This window comes from Agarivorans sp. QJM3NY_29, from assembly GCF_050870835.2.
In the GTDB taxonomy this organism is placed as follows: Bacteria; Pseudomonadota; Gammaproteobacteria; order Enterobacterales; family Celerinatantimonadaceae; genus Agarivorans.
The window spans coordinates 4,203,782-4,220,936 of sequence record NZ_CP194036.2; the positions used below are offsets into that span (position 1 = coordinate 4,203,782).

General features: G+C 44.7%; 22 protein-coding genes. 9 read left to right on the top strand and 13 right to left on the bottom strand.

The window, feature by feature from the left end:
- Positions 1–69: 69 nt before the first annotated feature.
- From ACRRS0_RS18950 to zapE, 6 genes are all read right to left on the bottom strand, one after another.
- Positions 70–804 carry a cytochrome c1 gene (locus ACRRS0_RS18950; RefSeq protein ID WP_432456137.1) on the bottom strand — a complete coding sequence of 245 codons (735 nt, stop codon included), beginning with the start codon at positions 802–804 and terminating at the stop codon, positions 70–72.
- Complete coding sequence (locus tag ACRRS0_RS18955; RefSeq protein WP_432456027.1) at positions 804–2,015, bottom strand: cytochrome b; 1,212 nt, start codon at positions 2,013–2,015, stop codon at positions 804–806. Before ACRRS0_RS18955 ends, ACRRS0_RS18950 begins: the two co-directional genes overlap by 1 nt.
- A gap of 1 nt (position 2,016) precedes the next feature.
- Complete coding sequence (petA, locus tag ACRRS0_RS18960) at positions 2,017–2,607, bottom strand: ubiquinol-cytochrome c reductase iron-sulfur subunit (protein WP_432456026.1); 591 nt, start codon at positions 2,605–2,607, stop codon at positions 2,017–2,019.
- Positions 2,608–2,848: 241 nt separating this feature from the next.
- Entirely contained in the window at positions 2,849–3,241 is a 393-nt protein-coding gene (rpsI, locus tag ACRRS0_RS18965; RefSeq protein ID WP_432456025.1) for a 30S ribosomal protein S9, read from the bottom strand.
- Between the two features lie 17 nt (positions 3,242–3,258).
- Positions 3,259–3,687, bottom strand: coding sequence for a 50S ribosomal protein L13 (rplM, locus tag ACRRS0_RS18970; protein WP_432456024.1), 429 nt, complete (start codon positions 3,685–3,687; stop codon positions 3,259–3,261).
- A gap of 190 nt (positions 3,688–3,877) precedes the next feature.
- Positions 3,878–4,993 (bottom strand): cell division protein ZapE, encoded by a 1,116-nt coding sequence (gene zapE / locus ACRRS0_RS18975; RefSeq protein WP_432456023.1) that lies wholly within the window; start codon positions 4,991–4,993, stop codon positions 3,878–3,880.
- Between the two features lie 107 nt (positions 4,994–5,100).
- Here zapE and ACRRS0_RS18980 point away from each other — a divergent pair, with 107 nt between their 5' ends.
- From ACRRS0_RS18980 to degS, 3 genes are all read left to right on the top strand, one after another.
- The gene (locus ACRRS0_RS18980) at positions 5,101–5,508 is read left to right on the top strand and encodes a YhcB family protein (protein ID WP_432456022.1); all 408 of its coding nucleotides are present in this window, start codon (positions 5,101–5,103) and stop codon (positions 5,506–5,508) included.
- A gap of 76 nt (positions 5,509–5,584) precedes the next feature.
- Positions 5,585–6,952 carry a Do family serine endopeptidase gene (locus ACRRS0_RS18985; protein ID WP_432456021.1) on the top strand — a complete coding sequence of 456 codons (1,368 nt, stop codon included), beginning with the start codon at positions 5,585–5,587 and terminating at the stop codon, positions 6,950–6,952.
- Between the two features lie 99 nt (positions 6,953–7,051).
- Positions 7,052–8,146, top strand: a complete 1,095-nt coding sequence (gene degS, locus ACRRS0_RS18990) for an outer membrane-stress sensor serine endopeptidase DegS (RefSeq protein WP_432456020.1) — start codon at positions 7,052–7,054, stop codon at positions 8,144–8,146.
- On the opposite strand, the gene murA is transcribed toward degS, so the two are convergent.
- From murA to ACRRS0_RS19025, 7 genes are read right to left on the bottom strand one after another with little or no spacing between them, the layout of a single operon-like run.
- The gene (gene murA, locus ACRRS0_RS18995) at positions 8,130–9,395 is read right to left on the bottom strand and encodes a UDP-N-acetylglucosamine 1-carboxyvinyltransferase (protein WP_432456019.1); all 1,266 of its coding nucleotides are present in this window, start codon (positions 9,393–9,395) and stop codon (positions 8,130–8,132) included. The two genes, degS and murA, sit on opposite strands and share 17 nt — an antisense overlap.
- Positions 9,396–9,406: 11 nt before the next feature.
- A complete protein-coding gene (locus tag ACRRS0_RS19000) occupies positions 9,407–9,661 on the bottom strand; it encodes a BolA family protein (RefSeq protein ID WP_432456018.1) in 255 nt (84 codons plus the stop codon).
- A gap of 22 nt (positions 9,662–9,683) precedes the next feature.
- The gene (locus ACRRS0_RS19005) at positions 9,684–9,962 is read right to left on the bottom strand and encodes an STAS domain-containing protein (RefSeq protein ID WP_432456017.1); all 279 of its coding nucleotides are present in this window, start codon (positions 9,960–9,962) and stop codon (positions 9,684–9,686) included.
- Positions 9,959–10,591 (bottom strand): MlaC/ttg2D family ABC transporter substrate-binding protein, encoded by a 633-nt coding sequence (locus ACRRS0_RS19010; RefSeq protein ID WP_432456016.1) that lies wholly within the window; start codon positions 10,589–10,591, stop codon positions 9,959–9,961. Before ACRRS0_RS19010 ends, ACRRS0_RS19005 begins: the two co-directional genes overlap by 4 nt.
- Positions 10,591–11,058 carry an outer membrane lipid asymmetry maintenance protein MlaD gene (gene mlaD, locus ACRRS0_RS19015; protein ID WP_432456015.1) on the bottom strand — a complete coding sequence of 156 codons (468 nt, stop codon included), beginning with the start codon at positions 11,056–11,058 and terminating at the stop codon, positions 10,591–10,593. Before mlaD ends, ACRRS0_RS19010 begins: the two co-directional genes overlap by 1 nt.
- A 14-nt stretch (positions 11,059–11,072) precedes the next feature.
- Positions 11,073–11,849: a lipid asymmetry maintenance ABC transporter permease subunit MlaE gene (gene mlaE / locus ACRRS0_RS19020; RefSeq protein ID WP_432456014.1), complete on the bottom strand. Its 777-nt coding sequence runs from the start codon at positions 11,847–11,849 to the stop codon at positions 11,073–11,075.
- Positions 11,846–12,646, bottom strand: coding sequence for an ATP-binding cassette domain-containing protein (locus ACRRS0_RS19025; protein ID WP_432469663.1), 801 nt, complete (start codon positions 12,644–12,646; stop codon positions 11,846–11,848). The genes mlaE and ACRRS0_RS19025 overlap by 4 nt, the downstream gene beginning before the upstream one ends.
- A 149-nt stretch (positions 12,647–12,795) precedes the next feature.
- Here ACRRS0_RS19025 and ACRRS0_RS19030 point away from each other — a divergent pair, with 149 nt between their 5' ends.
- Genes ACRRS0_RS19030 through lptB form a run of 6 tightly spaced genes read left to right on the top strand, consistent with a single transcriptional unit; the run spans position 12,796 to position 17,106 of the window.
- Positions 12,796–13,767, top strand: a complete 972-nt coding sequence (locus ACRRS0_RS19030; RefSeq protein WP_432456012.1) for a calcium/sodium antiporter — start codon at positions 12,796–12,798, stop codon at positions 13,765–13,767.
- A gap of 38 nt (positions 13,768–13,805) precedes the next feature.
- Positions 13,806–14,771 carry a KpsF/GutQ family sugar-phosphate isomerase gene (locus ACRRS0_RS19035; protein WP_432456011.1) on the top strand — a complete coding sequence of 322 codons (966 nt, stop codon included), beginning with the start codon at positions 13,806–13,808 and terminating at the stop codon, positions 14,769–14,771.
- Positions 14,771–15,322 carry a 3-deoxy-manno-octulosonate-8-phosphatase KdsC gene (gene kdsC, locus ACRRS0_RS19040; RefSeq protein ID WP_432456010.1) on the top strand — a complete coding sequence of 184 codons (552 nt, stop codon included), beginning with the start codon at positions 14,771–14,773 and terminating at the stop codon, positions 15,320–15,322. Before ACRRS0_RS19035 ends, kdsC begins: the two co-directional genes overlap by 1 nt.
- Positions 15,319–15,876 carry an LPS export ABC transporter periplasmic protein LptC gene (gene lptC / locus ACRRS0_RS19045; RefSeq protein ID WP_432456009.1) on the top strand — a complete coding sequence of 186 codons (558 nt, stop codon included), beginning with the start codon at positions 15,319–15,321 and terminating at the stop codon, positions 15,874–15,876. The genes kdsC and lptC overlap by 4 nt, the downstream gene beginning before the upstream one ends.
- Positions 15,839–16,384, top strand: coding sequence for a lipopolysaccharide transport periplasmic protein LptA (gene lptA, locus ACRRS0_RS19050; RefSeq protein ID WP_432456008.1), 546 nt, complete (start codon positions 15,839–15,841; stop codon positions 16,382–16,384). The genes lptC and lptA overlap by 38 nt, the downstream gene beginning before the upstream one ends.
- The gene (gene lptB / locus ACRRS0_RS19055) at positions 16,381–17,106 is read left to right on the top strand and encodes an LPS export ABC transporter ATP-binding protein (protein WP_432456007.1); all 726 of its coding nucleotides are present in this window, start codon (positions 16,381–16,383) and stop codon (positions 17,104–17,106) included. The genes lptA and lptB overlap by 4 nt, the downstream gene beginning before the upstream one ends.
- Positions 17,107–17,155 lie beyond the last annotated feature (49 nt).

Here is a 17,155-nt window from a genome sequence, read left to right on the forward strand (position 1 = left end):
CATAAAAAAAAATACACAAACGGCAACAGCATAACTGCTGTTGCCGATCACTGAACACTCGCTTACGACTTAATGTATGTCGCGCCAGTATTCTCTCTTCAATAAATAACTAACGATGAAGAAGATAAATAAGAAACCCAACACCCAGTAACCCAAGCGCTTACGTTCAAGTTGAATAGGCTCAGCAGAATAAACTAAAAAGTTAACTAAGTCTAAAACCGCTTGATCATATTCATCATTACTCATCTCGCCGCTACCATCAGATTCGATGCCAACATAGACGTGATGTTCTTCACCATCGATCATTTTCTGCTCATAGACCGCGCTAGGCACCCCTTGCAGCTCTTGCAAAACATGCGGCATGCCGACACTTGGGAAAACTATATTGTTCACCCCAAATGGGCGGCTCTCATCAACATAAAACGAACGTAAATAAGTATAGATCCAATCTGCACCTCTGACTCGAGCAACTAACGTTAAGTCAGGTGGCGCAGCGCCAAACCATTTGGCAGCATCTTTCTCTGGAATAGCATTTTCCATTAATTGGCCCGGTTTTACCCCGGTGAAAATCAAGTTTTCTTGCATTAAATTAATAGGAATACCCAAATCTTCGGCCACTCGATTATATCGTTGGTACTGAGTACTGTGACAGCCGAAACAATAATTCATAAACAATTTGGCGCCATTTTGTAATGAGGCTTTATCGCTTAAATCATAATTGGCTTCATCTAAGTGTTCATTGCCGCCAGATGCAAATGCTAAACTAGGAACAAGTAACACGAATGCTAAAAAAAAGTTCTTCATCATTTGGTCACCCTGTCTGGAAGTGGCTTGGTTTTTTCGTTTTTACTGTAAATCCACAGCAGTAAAAAGTAAGCAAAATAACCAAATGAAGTGACTTGCGCCAATACCGTTAAAGCGGGTGTCGATGGCAAAGCCCCCAGAACGCCCAAAATCACAAAACAAATAATAAACTGAGCAATATTCAATTTATGCAAGGTACTGCGATAACGTATCGATTTCACTTTACAGCGATCTAACCACGGCAACACAAACAGGATCACAATGGATGCCCCCATCAAGCCAACTCCCGCCAACTTGTTCGGCACCGCCCGTAAAATTGCATAAAACGGGGTAAAATACCAAACGGGTGCGATATGAGGCGGCGTTTTCAACGGGTTAGCGGCTTCAAAGTTTGGAGCTTCCAAGAAATAACCTCCGCCATCGGGGAAGAAAAACATCACCCAACAGAAGAAAAATAAGAAACCAACAATGGCGGCTAAATCTTTAACCGTAAAATAAGGATGGAAAGGAATACCATCTTTCGGCCAACCATTCTCATCTTTGTTCGCTTTGATCTCGATACCATCGGGATTATTAGAGCCAACTTCGTGTAAGGCGACAATATGCAAGAACACCAACATCACCAATACTAATGGTAAGGCAATCACATGTAAGGCAAAGAAGCGATTGAGCGTGGCCCCAGAGATTACATAGTCACCTCGGATCCACAGGGTCAAATCGTCGCCAATCACCGGAATTGCGCCAAACAGTGAAATAATCACCTGCGCGCCCCAATAGGACATTTGTCCCCAAGGCAGTAAATAACCCATAAATGCTTCGGCCATCAACACTAAGAAAATTAACATGCCAAACAGCCATATTAATTCACGAGGTTTTTGATAGGAGCCGTAAATCAAACCACGATACATGTGCAGATAAATCACCACAAAGAAAGCCGAAGCCCCGGTGGAGTGCATGTAACGTAATAACCAGCCGTAATCGACATCACGCATGATGTATTCGACCGATGCAAATGCCCCATCACCCGATGGGTTATAGTTCATAGTTAACCATATCCCAGTAAGAATTTGGTTAACTAACACCACCATGGCAATGAAGCCAAAAATATACCAAAAATTAAAGTTTTTCGGTGTTGGATACTGACCTACGTGCTTATTGTAGGTTTTCGTCAACGGGATCCTTTCGTCGATCCAAGCGATAAGTGCTTTCATCTTATGCTTCTCCCTGGTCCAAACCAACTAAAACGGTTGTCTCATCAATGTAATAATGAGGAGGAATAACCAAATTTAGGGGGGCAGGTACGCCTTGAAATACACGTCCAGCCATATCAAATTTAGAGCCATGACAAGGACAGAAGAACCCGTATTCCACGCCTTCTACTTGTTCGGCGAAACTGCCCGGCAAGTAGGTAGGAGAACAACCTAAATGAGTACAAATCCCGACACTAATAAACAACTCGGGCTTAATAGAACGGTACTCGTTGGTGGCATAATCGGGTTGCTGAGGTTCCTCTGATTGAGGATCCCGTAACTTATCACCAATAGTGCTTAAATTATCCAAAACAGCTTGAGGGCGTTTCACCACCCAAACAGGTTTTCCGCGCCATTCAACACGAAGTAACTGTCCTGGTTCTATTTTACTAATATCCACTTCCACTGGTGCACCTGCTGCTTTAGCTTTAGCACTAGGGTTCCATGAACTGATAAAAGGTACTGCGGCAAACGTTGCACCTACACCACCGACAACAGCTGTTGTCCAGGTGAGGAAACGACGTCGGCCAGCGTCGACTGGAGCGTTGCTCATCCAATGTCTCTCCGGTAAGGATCCGCGCAATTATTGTAATTTTCCTTGCGGCTTACTGCACAAGGTAGCGTTTTTCTGCTACTGGTTGCATTTACGTAGTACTACATTATTGCAGATAAATGCGAACAAAATAGTAATAAAAAACACACAAATTGACAAGGGAAATCAAAGATTTTAACGTTTCAGAATGAAGAAAAGCCCGGCATAGCCGAGCTTTTTGTAACATATCGTGTGATAGCAATTAACGTTTAGAGAATTGCGGACGACGACGTGCTTTACGTAGACCCACTTTCTTACGTTCAACTTTACGAGCATCGCGAGTAACGAAGCCAGCTTTACGTAATTCAGGACGTAGACTTTCGTCATATTCCATAAGTGCACGAGTGATACCGTGACGGATAGCACCAGCTTGACCTGTAGTACCACCACCTTTAACAGTGATGAGCAAGTCAATTTTCTCTGACAATTCAGTCAACTCTAGTGGTTGACGAACAACCATACGAGCTGTTTCACGGCCAAAGTAAACTTCTAAAGTGCGGTCGTTTACTGTGATTTTACCACTACCTGCTTTCATAAATACGCGAGCAGTAGAGCTTTTGCGACGGCCAGTGCCGTAGTATTGATTCTCAGCCATTATTAAAATTCCGTAACTTAAATGTCTAATACTTGTGGTTGCTGAGCCGCATGAGTGTGCTCAGGTCCAGCGAATACTTTCAGTTTACGGAACATTGCACGGCCTAGAGGACCTTTTGGCAACATACCTTTCACTGCAGACTGGATAACACGCTCAGGTGCTTTCTCAATCAACTTTTCAAAGCTAATTGATTTCAAACCACCAGGGTAACCAGTGTGCGAGTGGTAAATTTTACCTTTCGCTTTGTTGCCTGTTACGGCTACTTTCTCTGCATTAACAACGATGATGTAATCACCAGTATCAACGTGAGGAGTATATTCAGCTTTATGCTTACCGCGTAGGCGAGAAGCGATTTCAGTTGCGATACGACCCAGAGTTTTACCATCTGCATCAACAACATACCAGTCGCGTTTTACGCTTTCTGGTTTGGCTACAAAAGTTTTCATTTGTATATATAACCCAAATAACTGTTACACACGTGTTTGTGAAACCACAAACGTGAAAATAGCCACTCATTATATCCCTTCGAATACGGAGTAAGCTGGACTGTTAGTATCACCAAATCGGTGACATGTAACGTGGGGTTGCAAGATTATAGGGGAAGTACAAAAAAAAACCACCCCTAATCGACTTTATTTACGGTAAATGTTCTCTCTCAAGATATTCGTGGGATTGCATTTCTTGTAAGCGAGATAAGCAGCGTTCAAACTCGAAACTTAAGCGTCCCCCCTGATACAGTTTTGACATTTCGACTTCGGCAGAAATAATCAAGGCCACATGACGCTCATAAAACTCATCAACCAGGGCAATAAAACGGCGTGCTGCATCATCATTTTTAGCGTTCATCGAAACCACCCCAGACAACAACACGGTATGATAAAGCTTAGCCAATTCAATATAGTCAAGTTGACTACGAGCCCCTTCACATAGCTCAGCAAATTCCAGATGTATGACGCTGTCGGCTTCGTTGACAAAACCAATCATCCGCTGATTAATTTCAATCTCGCCTAAATGTTGCCTCGGCTCATTGGACAATTGCATAAAGTAATGAGCCAAATTTTGCTCCGCCGCCTCACCTAAAGGGTAGTGATATATCTCTGCTTCGGTAAGCGTACGCATTCGATAATCATGACCGCCATCCACATTAATAACCTGACAATGCTCTTGAATCAGAGTTATCGTTGGGAGAAAGCGCTGACGTTGTAATCCATTTCGATAGAGCTCTTCTGGTGGGATATTAGAGGTTGCGATCAAGGTAACCCCTTGCGCAAACAAGGCCTCAAATAAAGTTCCCAATAACATTGCATCGGTAATATCTGATACAAAAAACTCATCAAAGCAGATCACTTCCGCCTCTGCTCGGATCCCGGCAGCAACCGCTAACAGCGGATCTCGATGGCCAGCAAGTTGCTTTAAGTCTTGATGAATTCGTTGCATAAAACGATGAAAATGCACCCGCATTTTGTTTTCAACAGGCAGACAGTTAAAAAAGGTATCCATTAAATAGGTCTTACCTCTACCAACGCCGCCCCACATATATAAACCCTTGACCCTTGGCTTATTTAGCTTTGGAGGGCTCACAAAACGCTTTTTAAATTTGCCAAATAATGATGGCGACTCGATTTCAAGCTGAGTATTATCAGTTAATTGCTGAAAAATCTGCTGAAGTTGAGCAACTGCATAGGCTTGCGCCTTGTCATGGATAAAATCACTGCGCTGTAAATCTTGTTGGTATTGAAGCTGTGGTGTCATCCTTTCCCTATTCCTAAAACCCACTAAAATTAGAGCAGAATTGATAGTACCATGTGAAAGCATTCTCAAGTATATTGAAAGTTCATCAAGATCAACAAAGGAATAATATGAGCGCAATTAGCAGTATAATTTTTCTTCTTATTGGTGTCGCTATTGGCTTCTTCCTTAGTCGTGTCGCGTCTAAGCCTGTTGTTAACGATGCCAAAATGAAACAAGAATTCGAGAACAATAAAGCCGAATTAGACAGCTATAAGGAACAAGTTCAGCAACATTTTTCTGCCAGTGCCCAGTTATTAGAAGACATGGCCAAGCAATATCAAGGCATGTATGAGCATATGGCGAGTCAATCGAAAGCTTTAATCGGTGATGAAGTCGCTCAACCGCAATTATTTGCCGACTATCAGCAAAAGTTAGCATTAGATGACACGGTGGCGACAGAAACAGAAGCACAACCTAAAGACTACTCTAACGAACCATCAGGTTTATTTACCGAAGCGCAACGTAAAGCGGGCTAATTCGTTGAACTTTATTAGCTAAGCTAGATCTAACAGATCCAGCTTAGCTTAATATATTTGTCTATCGAGGGTATTTATGCACTATCGCACCAAGAAATTCGCTATCTTGTGCTTATCATTAGTTTTTGGATTTAATACACTACCAGCGCAAGCCGCGTTACCCATGGCCGTTGGTGAACAAGAGCTCCCCAGCCTAGCGCCAGTCTTAGAGCAAGTGACCCCAGCAGTAGTCAGCATTTCGGTCGCAGGGACCAAAGTCTCGCAACAACAACTTCCAGAATTATTTAAATATTTCTTTGGTCCAGGAGAAGCCCCAAGCAGTGCAGAACAAAAGCAGCCTTTTCAAGGCCTCGGTTCTGGGGTGGTGCTTAACGCCAGCAAAGGTTATGTGATCACCAACTATCATGTGATCCATCAGGCCGACGAGATTGTCGTCAGCTTAAAAGATGGCCGCAGCTTCGATGCCAAAGTATTAGGCAGTGACCGCCAAACCGATATCGCACTACTGCAAATTGAAGCTGATAACTTAACCGATATGAAACTCGCCGATTCTGATGAATTGCGGGTCGGTGATTTTACCATTGCCATTGGTAATCCCTTCGGCTTAGGACAAACGGCCACCTCAGGTATTGTGAGTGCTTTAGGTCGCAGCGGTTTAAATATTGAGCATTTAGAAAACTTTATTCAAACCGATGCTGCAATTAATAGCGGCAACTCTGGCGGAGCTCTCATCAACTTACGTGGTGAACTGATCGGTATTAACACCGCCATCATCGCCCCCAGTGGCGGCAATATTGGGATAGGATTTGCCATTCCCAGTAACATGGTGAGCAACCTTAGCGCTCAGATCATTGAATTCGGAGAAGTACGCCGTGGGATATTAGGCGTGACAGGTGGTGAGCTTAACAGTGATTTAGCAAAAGCCTTTGGTACCGACTCCAAGCATGGCGCCTTTGTGAATCAAGTCATGCACGGTTCAGCAGCCGACAAAGCTGGTGTGAAGGCTGGCGATATTATTATCGCGGTTGATGGTAAAAAAGTGAAAAGTTTCGCTGAATTACGCGCCAAAATTGGCACCATGGGCGCAGGGAAAAGTATCCTGATTGGTGCGATTCGGGATGGTAAACCGATTGACTTCAAAGTCACTTTGCAACAGGCCGAAGAGCAAAATATAAATGCTAAAATTATGCACCCAGCCTTAGATGGTGCAAGTCTTAGCTCTACCGACAAAAACGCACCAATGGCCGGTGTACTGGTCAACAAAGTAGAACGAAATTCGCGGGCTTTCGCCAATGGTTTTGAGCAAGGTGATATCATTATCGGTATCAACAAAACTCGCATTTCCAGTATCGCTGATTTACGCGAATTACTCGAGAGCGAGCCAAGAATCTTGGCGATAAATATCCAGCGCGGTGAAGAAAACCTCTATCGGATCATTCAGTAAGCCTGCTCCACGCAATCAACAAAGGCGACATATTGCTCGCCTTTTCTTTTGTCTGCACAAGTCGCGTGCTATGCTGGGTTGGTCGCTGGAGAAGAACAATTGTTAGCTATAATCAAGTATTTACTCAAACCCGCTATTTTTGGTTTAGCCATGGCTATCGGCATTCTATTTGCTTTCCCTGAATTTAGGGAAAATAGTAAACAGCTGTTAAATGACTATACCGAAACCCCACTCGGTAGTTACGCCCTCGCTTCGAGACGAGCTGCCCCCGCAGTCGTTAACATTTACACCCGTAGCTTTCTACAATCTTACGTGAAGGCCGATACTCAATTGGAATCTCAAGGCTTAGGCTCTGGGGTGATTATGTCTAGTCAAGGTTTCGTACTGACTAATCTCCATGTCATCGCAAATTCCGATCAAATTGTCATCGCTTTACAGGATGGACGCATTTTTAATGCTGAATTAGTCGGAGGTGATGTTGTGACTGACTTAGCGGTGTTAAAAATCGATAACTCTTCTGACTTACCCGTCATCCCACAAGATGATCAACTAACCACTCAAGTCGGCGATATCGTTCTCGCCATCGGCAATCCCTATAATGTAGGTCAAACGATCACTCAAGGGATCATTAGTGCGGCTGGACGCAGCGGTATGAGCTCTACCGGTCGACAAGACTTTTTACAAACCGATGCCGCAATTAACCGTGGAAACTCTGGGGGTGCATTAGTCAATACCCGTGGCGAACTGGTGGGGATTAATACCTCTGCTTACCACCTAAACGATGCTACAGATACCTATGGGATTAGCTTCGCTATTCCTTATTTGCTGGCTAAAAAGATCATGCAGAGTCTGATTAAAGATGGCACTATCGTGCGTGGCTATCTGGGTTTAGACGGACAAAAAATCACCCCACTTCTCGCTTCTCGCTTAAAATTACACGATACCCAAGGGGTCATTGTAAGCGGTGTAGATCCTGTGGGGCCAGCCAGTAAAGCAGGCATCCAAGCCAACGATATTCTAGTCAATATTGCCGGCCAAGAGATTGTCTCAATCAAACAGGCGATGGATATTGTTGCCGAAACCCGACCGGGTAGCGAAATTCGAATACGCCTATATAGAAACGGGGAACAACTAGAGCTCCCCGTGACCGTAACCGAATTGAAATTACCAACCCGGCCTAAGAACGTTCATTAAACCGCGTAATATTGGCTCCTAGCCGCGCAAACTTAGTTTCGATGTCTTGATAGCCCCGGTCGATATGATAAATCCTATCGACCACACTCTCACCTTCTGCGACTAAGGCTGCTATCACCAAGCTCGCAGAAGCACGTAAATCGGTAGCCATCACCTGTGCACCACTGAGTTGCTCGGTGTGCTTACAAATCGCCGTATTACCCTCCAGCTCTATTTCGGCCCCCATGCGCGTCAATTCAGGCACATGCATAAAACGATTTTCAAAAATCGTCTCGGTGACATGACCAGTTCCCTGAGCGAGAATATTCAATACTGTAAACTGGGCTTGCATATCAGTAGGGAAGGCCGGGTGAGGTGCTGTTTTCACATTCACAGCTTTAAGCTCGCAGCCTTGCATATCCACTTCAATCCAGTCCGAACCACTGCTAAGCTTAGCGCCAGCTTCCGCTAACTTCGCCAATACCGCATCCATTAATGCGGGATCGGTATTGGTACAACGGACTTTTCCACCCGTCACTGCAGCGGCCACCAAGTAGGTCCCCGTTTCAATCCGATCGGGGAGTACACTGTACTCACCGCCATGCAACTGCTCCACACCTTGAATCACAATGGTATCACTTCCGGCACCTTGAATATCCGCCCCAAGAGTGTTTAAGAAGTTAGCCAAATCAACCACTTCAGGTTCGCGGGCTGCATTCTCAATAATCGTTTGACCCTCAGCGAGAGCCGCCGCCATCATCAAGTTCTCGGTGCCTGTAACACTCACCATATCCATAAAGATCCGCGCGCCTTGTAATCGGCCAGAAACTCGCGCTTTTACATAACCATCTTCCACATTCATATCGGCTTGCATCAACTCTAAGCCATGAATATGCAGATTTACCGGACGAGCTCCAATTGCACAACCACCAGGCAAAGATACATCGGCCTCACCATAGCGAGCGACTAAAGGGCCAAGCGCCATGATTGAAGCACGCATAGTTTTGACCAACTCATAAGGCGCAACAAAGTCGTTGGCTTTACCCGCCTTCACTGTGACAGTTTCACCATCGACCAGCACTTCACGGCCCAAATGCTGTAACATCTTACAGGTGGTGCCAATATCTCTTAACTGAGGCACATTGTGTAACACCACTTGCTCTTCACATAACAAGGTAGCAAACAAGATCGGTAGCGCGGCATTTTTTGCCCCAGAAATAACAACTTCGCCTTGTAAACGACAGCCGCCTTGTATTCTAAATTTATCCACTTCAACTCCTACTACAGTTGGCCAAATTTTTGTTGTTTTTGCCATTCATCAGGAGTGAAAGCCTTAATCCCCAAAGCGTGAATTTCGTTACTCGCAATGTAGTCTTTCAATGGTGCATATATCGCTTGTTGCTTTTTAACCCGCGATAATTCCTGAAACATGGTACCCACGGCAATCACCTGAAAGTGATTGCCTTCTCCAGTTACCTGCACATGTTCCAGTTCAAGCGTTTGCATTAATATCTGTTCAATTTGTTCGGCTTGCATAATGACGCTCCGCAAAAGTGCTTTATTTTTCAAACTGCAGCAAAGGATTAAGTTCATAGAGCTCAAAAAGTTGCTTCGCCTGCTCTGGGCAGTGTTCGATTTTTAAAGGATGACTAGGTTCTGGTTTTAAGGCGGTGATAATAGCGGCTATTCCAGCAGAGTCAATCCGCTTTAACTTGGACAAGTCGAGCGTAGCGGCCTGACACTCGGCCAGTAGCGGCCACTGACTAACAACCTGAGAAACCGTCCAGTCACCGCGGATCGTTAAGCGTTGCGGGTCAATTTGTAAAATTGCACTCATTTTGAAGGCCCAACAGATTCAAAATTCTTTTTCTCTAAGAGTTCAATCACTTCATCCACACTGCTAGAGCGGATCAAACTGTCTATTTCTGATTGTTTGGTCGCCAGCAAACTAACGCCTTCCGCAACCAGATCATAAGCTAACCATTGATCTTTATTTCTCAGCTTTCTAAATTTAAAAGACAAGTTGATCGGAGGCCGCTCACCATCAATAAATTGAGCTTTTACGGTGACCTTAGTTTGCCCCTCGACCGATCGTTCCGGTTCAATGAGTACTTTCTGTTGTTTATACTGAGCTAATGCTTGGGTATAAGTTGCAACTAAATACTCCTGAAATGCCTTAATGAACCTAGCACGCTGTTGTTCATCAGTTTTTTTGAGGTGTTTACTCAATACCACCAACGCGGCGTAGCGATAATCAATATGAGGCATCAGCTGCTGACGCACAATATCTTCGACTTGCTGATCCACGGTAGAGCTATCTCGGTCAATTTTAGCCAAGCGACTAAAAGTTTGCTCAGCAACGTAGTTCATCAAACGGTAAGGGTTTTGATCCACATTTTCCGCTTGGCTTGTGGCACTAAACAAACTCGTCAGCAACAGCAAAAATACTACTCTCATGGTCATCATTACTTCTCCTTGGCTGAATATAAAAATTGGCCAATCAAATCTTCCAACACCAACGCTGATTTAGTATCTTCAATCAACGCACCATCATTGAGGTGCTCAATACCTTCAACGACAAAGCCAGGGGTGAGACCAATGTATTGCTCTCCTAACAAGCCCGCGGTAAGGATCGAAAGAGAACTTGTCTCTGGGTAAAAACCGTATTGGCGATACATATTCAAAGTCACCTTTGGCATATAATCATCAACATCAAGTTCAATCGCTTCAACTCGACCAACCACGACCCCTCCCACTTTTACTGGCGCGCGTACTTTAAGCCCTCCAATATTGTCAAACTTAGCATACAGCGTATACAGATCATTACTGCTACTAAACTGACTATTCGCAATTTTCAACGACAAGATTAATAGCGCAGCGAAACCCAGTAATACAAACAATCCAACCGACAACTCAACTTTATTTACTTTCATGTTATTCCCTAAACCTAGCTGCCAAACATTAGTGCAGTTAATACAAAATCTAAAGCCAAAACCAGCAACGAAGCATGCACCACACTTCGCGTCGTCGCCTGACTAATCCCCTGAGCGCTAGGGGTTGAGTCGTAACCATTGAATAATGCTACCCAAACCACCGTAATCGCAAACACCGCACTCTTGATAATCCCATTACCAATATCTTGGCCAAACTCTATGGATGCTGCGGTAATCGACCAAAAGCTGCCGTTATCGACCCCCAACCATTCCACGCCAACTAAGAACCCGCCCCAAATACCGACCAAATTAAACATCAGCGTTAATAGGGGCATGGCAATAAACCCAGCCCATAAACGCGGCGCTATCACCCGCTTAAGTGGGTCAACGGCCATCATCTCCATACTGGATAATTGTTCAGTAGTTTTCATCAAGCCAATTTCTGCGGTGAGCGCAGAGCCAGCCCGCCCTGCAAACAACAAAGCGGTCACCACCGGACCAAGCTCCCGAAGTAGCGATAACGCAACCATAGGACCAAGACTGGTTTCGGCACCAAAATCGACCAAAATATGGTAGCCCTGTAGCGCCAGAACCATCCCAATAAATAGACCTGAAACCAAGATAATAGGCAGTGACTGCACCCCCACCACATAGATTTGATAGATCGTATCTTTCAGCAATTGCCGACTTGGCCAGCTCGATAAGGCATGCCATAACATTAAGCTCGCTCGGCCGAGCGAGGCGAAGCGTAATAGGGTCTTACGACCTAATAGCGCAATAACGTCAATCATAAGGCCGCCTTAAGTGCTTGTGCATAATCGTCTGCTGGATAATGAAAAGCCACCGGGCCATCGGCTTGACCATTGAGAAATTGCGCCAAACGCGGATTCGGATTTGACGCAATTGCTTCGACGCTACCTTGGGCTAATACGCTATGGCCATCAATTACAAACACGTAATCAGCGATACTAAGAACTTCACTCACATCATGAGAAACTATCACCGAGGTCAATTGTAAACTTTGGTTCAAGCCTTGGATCAATTTAATCAATACCCCCATTGAGATGGGGTCCTGACCAACAAAGGGCTCATCGTAAAGAATTAGCTCGGGCTCCAAGGCAATCGCTCTTGCTAGCGCCACTCGACGCGCCATTCCGCCCGACAAATCACTCGGCATCAGCTGCGCGGTGCCACGTAGACCCACGGTTTGTAACTTCATCAACACCAAGTTTCGCAATACCACTTCCGGTAACTGAGTATGTTCTCGTAAGGGAAACGCGACATTCTCAAAAACATTAAGATCACTAAACAAAGCACCACTTTGAAATAACATGCCGATCCGTTTACGTAACTTGAATAATTCGCGACGTTTCAGCTGATGCACATTTTGCTGGTCGATCAGCACTTCACCCGACTGCGGCTTTAGCTGCCCAGCAATCAGTTTAAGTAAGGTCGTTTTACCGATCCCGCTAGGCCCCATAATTGCGGTAATTTTACCGCGCTGAATACGCAAATCGAGGCCTTCAAAGATAACTTTGTCACCGCGCTGAAATGCTAATTGTTTTACTTCAATCAAATTTTTAGCCACTCCATCAGCAATCTTGACTGTTCAAGGCTGCCATATTATTGAGATAATTGATGACACTCAAGGTTAAACTCTTCCCTTTTGTCAGGAAAATGTTGACAATGCTTGCTATTTTGTCCGCATCACTGATATTTGTTGATCCAAGGAAACCCATGTTCGTTGAATGTTTATTATTAGTTGTTGGTTTAGCGCTCTTAGTTTGGAGTGCTGATCGTTTTGTTTTTGGCGCTGCCGCTATTGCTAACAATTTTGGTTTACCGCCGATGATTATTGGCCTAACCATCGTCGCCTTGGGCTCCTCTGCCCCAGAAGTTATGGTTTCAGCAACCGCCGCCTTAGAAGGCAAAATGAATACCGCAGTGGGAAATGTAATCGGCTCCAACATTACCAATATCACTTTAGTTCTCGGCGTGACCGCCTTATTCAAACCTTTATTCGTTTCATCATCAACGTTATTTAGAGAATTACCGATGGTGTTAGCCGCCACGGCATTTGCTGGTTGGATATTACATGACCAACATCTTGGATATATAGAAGGTACCTTATTATTGACGATATTTGTAACCATGATGGCCTTTCTCATCATCGGCTCGCTACGTCAACGTAACAACGCCAAACTAGATCCAATGATGGAAGAAGCCGCTTCGGAAGTCCCCAAAGATGTAGCAACCAGCAAAGCTTTGTTGTGGCTTGCGGTTGGTTTAGTATTATTGCCGATAAGTGCTGACATATTAGTCGGTTCAGCCTCAGAAATCGCGCGCTATTTTGGGATCAGTGATTTAGTGATCGGCTTGACCATCATCGCCATCGGCACCAGTCTGCCAGAACTAGCTGCTTGTATCGCAGGGGTCATCAAGAAAGAAGATGACCTGGTTCTGGGTAATATTATCGGCTCAAACCTATTCAATATTTTAGCCGTATTAGCGGTCCCCGCAATGCTCGCCCCCGGTCCAATTGACGCCCTTGCTGCCGAACGTGACTTCTATGTCATGATGGGGGTAACCTTATTACTGTTTGTGATGTCAATGAGCTTCTTTGGCAGAAGTCGCAAAATATCACGTTGGGAAGGCGCAATATTATGCTGCAGCTTTGTTGCCTATCAACTGTTATTATTCTCGGCTTAAGCGACTATTTTTATTCAGCATTATTTGAGGGAAATTGAGTGTCAATTGATTATATCGCCACCGCTAAACAGGTTTTAGAAATCGAAGCTTTGGGCATCGAAAATCTGCACCAATACTTAAACCAAGATTTTAGTGCAGCCTGTGAGTTAATCTTAGCGGGTAAAGGTAAGGTCATCCTTACCGGGATGGGGAAGTCGGGTCATATTGCCAATAAAATAGCCGCGACTTTAGCGTCGACCGGGACCCCAGCTTTTTTTGTGCACCCTGGCGAAGCCTGTCATGGTGATTTGGGCATGATATCCGCCGATGATATTGTTATTGCGCTCTCAAATTCTGGAGAGTCAGAAGAGATCCTCTCCTTATACCCGGTGTTCAACCGTATCGGTGTACGCTCAATTGCACTCACCAGTAACCCTCTCTCAAGTATGGCAAAATTGGCCGACTACCACCTGTGTGTTGCCGTTCCCCGTGAAGCGTGCCCTCTCGGCTTAGCGCCAACCGCTAGCTCTACCGCTACGCTCGTCATGGGAGATGCTTTAGCCGTGGCGCTACTCCAAGCTCGAGGCTTCACTGCCGATGATTTTGCACTATCTCATCCGGGTGGCAGTTTAGGCAAAAAACTGCTATTGAGTGTTCACGACATTATGCTCAGCGGGGAACAAATTCCTTTAGTTGTAGTCGAACAAACTATTCGAGAAGCACTATTTGAAATTACCGCCAAAGGTTTAGGTATGGTTGGCGTCGTCAATCAGCAGCAACATTTAGTCGGAATTTTTACCGATGGAGATTTACGCAGGATCCTAGATCAGCGTATCGATATTCATGAAACGCCAATTGGTCAAGTGATGACACACAACCCTAAAGTAATAGAAGATGATTGGTTAGCCTTTGATGCGCTTAAACTGATGAAGAAAGACTCAATTAACGGTCTATTTGTGCTCCATCAACAAACCGTAATTGGCGCTTTTAATATGCACACCTTACTGCAAGCAGGAGTCTATTAGTGAGTGTTGAAACGCCCTACGGTGCGGTCACCCAGCAAAACTACAGTTTAGCCAGAAATATAAAATTGCTCATTTGTGATGTCGATGGCGTATTCTCCGATGGTCGGATCTACCTCGGTAATGATGGCGAAGAATTAAAGGCCTTTCACACCCATGATGGCTTTGGTATTAAAGCATTACTCAATGCAGGTATTGAGGTTGCGATTATTACCGGCCGCCAATCAAATTTAGTCAGCACCCGCATGCAAGCTTTAGGTGTGCAGCATATATTTCAGGGCCAGCAAGATAAAATGCAAGCCTATCGACAATTACAACAAAAGCTAAGCTTAAGCCCCGAATACTGTGCCTATATCGGCGATGACGTGGTCGATGTTCCAGTCATGAATGCCTGTGCCTTAGGGGTTGCTGTATATGACGCCCATCCATTATGTAAACAAGCTGCCAAATTAGTGACTAAAACCGCTGGGGGTTATGGTGCAGTGCGGGAATTATGCGATTTAATTCTTCAGGCACAAGGACAGCTACAAAATGCTCAGGGCATGAGTATATGAATAAACCCACTTGGTTTTTTGCGGTTTTATTTATGGTGGCTTTGGTGCTTTGGCAGCTCAGCCCGTCAGATACCCAACAACTGACCGAAACTCGCGAAATCAATAAACCCAATTTTATTGCCGAACAGCTATACAGTGTTAGTTTTGGCGAACAGGGAAGGCCCCGCTATCGTATTTATGCCGAACAGATGGCGTATTTTGAGCAACTCAAGCACACCACTTTCAGCCAACCAAAAATCTTGGTATATCCCGATCCCAAACAACCTGTATGGCAAATCGTGGCCGATCAAGCTACAGTACAGCAGCAACACACGGTCATGTTAAATGACAATGTAGTAATTAAAAACTTGAGTCGCAGCAAATACGTTCGTGACTTAATTACAGACAGCTTGGAAATCGACCTGCAAAACGAAACCATGCATAGTGATAAACTCGTTACCGTTTATGGCCCATCCTACGAATTATATGGACGCGGAATGAACGGTGATTTAGCCAATGAAATAGTGACTTTATTAAATGATATCGAAGCGGTTTACCACAATCCACAAGAATAAATTAGCCTTTTTAGCAAGCCTGTTACTCATCAGTTGGGGGGCTCAAGCGCTTGAAGACGACTTCAATAAACAAATTGTCGTCGATGCCGACCGTCAACAGGTTAATATCAAAGAAAATCGCGTCACTTTTTATAGTAATGTCGTCGTGACTCAAGGCTCGATAAAAATGCGCGCCGAAGAACTGAGCGTTATCGGAAGTGAGCAAAAAGGCAGCGAAGTGATGATAGCAAAAGGCAAACCAGCCACCTTCTATCAGCTCTTAGATAATGGTAAGCCCATTGAAGCAGAGGCGAACGAAGTGCGTTACGATTTGAAGACTCAAACGCTTACGCTTACTAACAATGCACTGCTGAAGCAAGAAGAAAGCTTAGTCAAAGGTCAAATGATTAAATACAGCATTAACAAACAAGAAATGGTTGCTCAGGGCGACCAAAACAATCGGGTGACCACCATTTTCTTACCCCAACAACTCAACAAAGTTGCCCCCAAGGCCACGCCTCAACCATGAGTACCTTAATTGCAGAAAACCTTGCCAAAAGTTACAAGGGGCGCAAGGTCGTTAAAAACGTGAGTCTCAATGTTGAAACTGGAAAAATTGTCGGTTTATTAGGGCCCAATGGCGCTGGAAAAACCACCACTTTTTATATGGTGGTTGGTTTAGTCCCAAGGGACCAAGGGCGGATCCTAATTGACAACGAAGATCTGTCAAGTACCGCCATGCATACCCGGGCTCGCAAAGGCATAGGTTACCTACCGCAAGAAGCATCTATCTTTCGTCGCCTCTCGGTAGAAAAGAATATTTTAGCGGTCTTAGAAACACGTAAAGACCTCGATAAACAACAACAAATGGGCGCGCTCGATGACTTACTTGAAGAGTTTCATATTGGTCATATTCGCAAGAATTTAGGCATGAGTCTGTCGGGCGGTGAACGTCGCCGAGTAGAAATTGCCCGCGCTCTAGCTGCCGCACCTAAGTTTATTTTGCTTGACGAACCCTTCGCAGGCGTGGATCCTATTTCTGTTATCGATATAAAAAAAATCATTGAACATCTTCGTGATCGCGGTCTGGGTGTATTGATCACCGACCACAATGTAAGAGAAACACTAGATGTTTGTGAGCACGCCTATATCGTTAGCCAAGGCGAACTGATAGCCTCAGGAAAACCTGAGGAGATACTTAAAAATGAGCATGTGAAACGAGTTTATCTCGGTGAACAATTCAAGCTATAGTTAAAGTATGTCCTCAAACGCGATAATAAAAAGAAGGAACAGCGGTAAT

Bases quoted from the DNA above. Each gene is read 5' to 3' on its own strand.
- ACRRS0_RS18950 (WP_432456137.1), bottom strand. From the start codon at position 804: ATGAAGAACTTTTTTTTAGCATTCGTGTTACTTGTTCCTAGTTTAGCA.
- ACRRS0_RS18955 (WP_432456027.1), bottom strand. From the start codon at position 2,015: ATGAAAGCACTTATCGCTTGGATCGACGAAAGGATCCCGTTGACGAAA.
- petA (WP_432456026.1), bottom strand. From the start codon at position 2,607: ATGAGCAACGCTCCAGTCGACGCTGGCCGACGTCGTTTCCTCACCTGG.
- rpsI (WP_432456025.1), bottom strand. From the start codon at position 3,241: ATGGCTGAGAATCAATACTACGGCACTGGCCGTCGCAAAAGCTCTACT.
- rplM (WP_432456024.1), bottom strand. From the start codon at position 3,687: ATGAAAACTTTTGTAGCCAAACCAGAAAGCGTAAAACGCGACTGGTAT.
- zapE (WP_432456023.1), bottom strand. From the start codon at position 4,993: ATGACACCACAGCTTCAATACCAACAAGATTTACAGCGCAGTGATTTT.
- ACRRS0_RS18980 (WP_432456022.1), top strand. From the start codon at position 5,101: ATGAGCGCAATTAGCAGTATAATTTTTCTTCTTATTGGTGTCGCTATT.
- ACRRS0_RS18985 (WP_432456021.1), top strand. From the start codon at position 5,585: ATGCACTATCGCACCAAGAAATTCGCTATCTTGTGCTTATCATTAGTT.
- ACRRS0_RS19000 (WP_432456018.1), bottom strand. From the start codon at position 9,661: ATGCAAGCCGAACAAATTGAACAGATATTAATGCAAACGCTTGAACTG.
- ACRRS0_RS19005 (WP_432456017.1), bottom strand. From the start codon at position 9,962: ATGAGTGCAATTTTACAAATTGACCCGCAACGCTTAACGATCCGCGGT.
- ACRRS0_RS19010 (WP_432456016.1), bottom strand. From the start codon at position 10,591: ATGATGACCATGAGAGTAGTATTTTTGCTGTTGCTGACGAGTTTGTTT.
- mlaD (WP_432456015.1), bottom strand. From the start codon at position 11,058: ATGAAAGTAAATAAAGTTGAGTTGTCGGTTGGATTGTTTGTATTACTG.
- mlaE (WP_432456014.1), bottom strand. From the start codon at position 11,849: ATGATTGACGTTATTGCGCTATTAGGTCGTAAGACCCTATTACGCTTC.
- ACRRS0_RS19030 (WP_432456012.1), top strand. From the start codon at position 12,796: ATGTTCGTTGAATGTTTATTATTAGTTGTTGGTTTAGCGCTCTTAGTT.
- lptC (WP_432456009.1), top strand. From the start codon at position 15,319: ATGAATAAACCCACTTGGTTTTTTGCGGTTTTATTTATGGTGGCTTTG.
- lptA (WP_432456008.1), top strand. From the start codon at position 15,839: ATGATATCGAAGCGGTTTACCACAATCCACAAGAATAAATTAGCCTTT.
- lptB (WP_432456007.1), top strand. From the start codon at position 16,381: ATGAGTACCTTAATTGCAGAAAACCTTGCCAAAAGTTACAAGGGGCGC.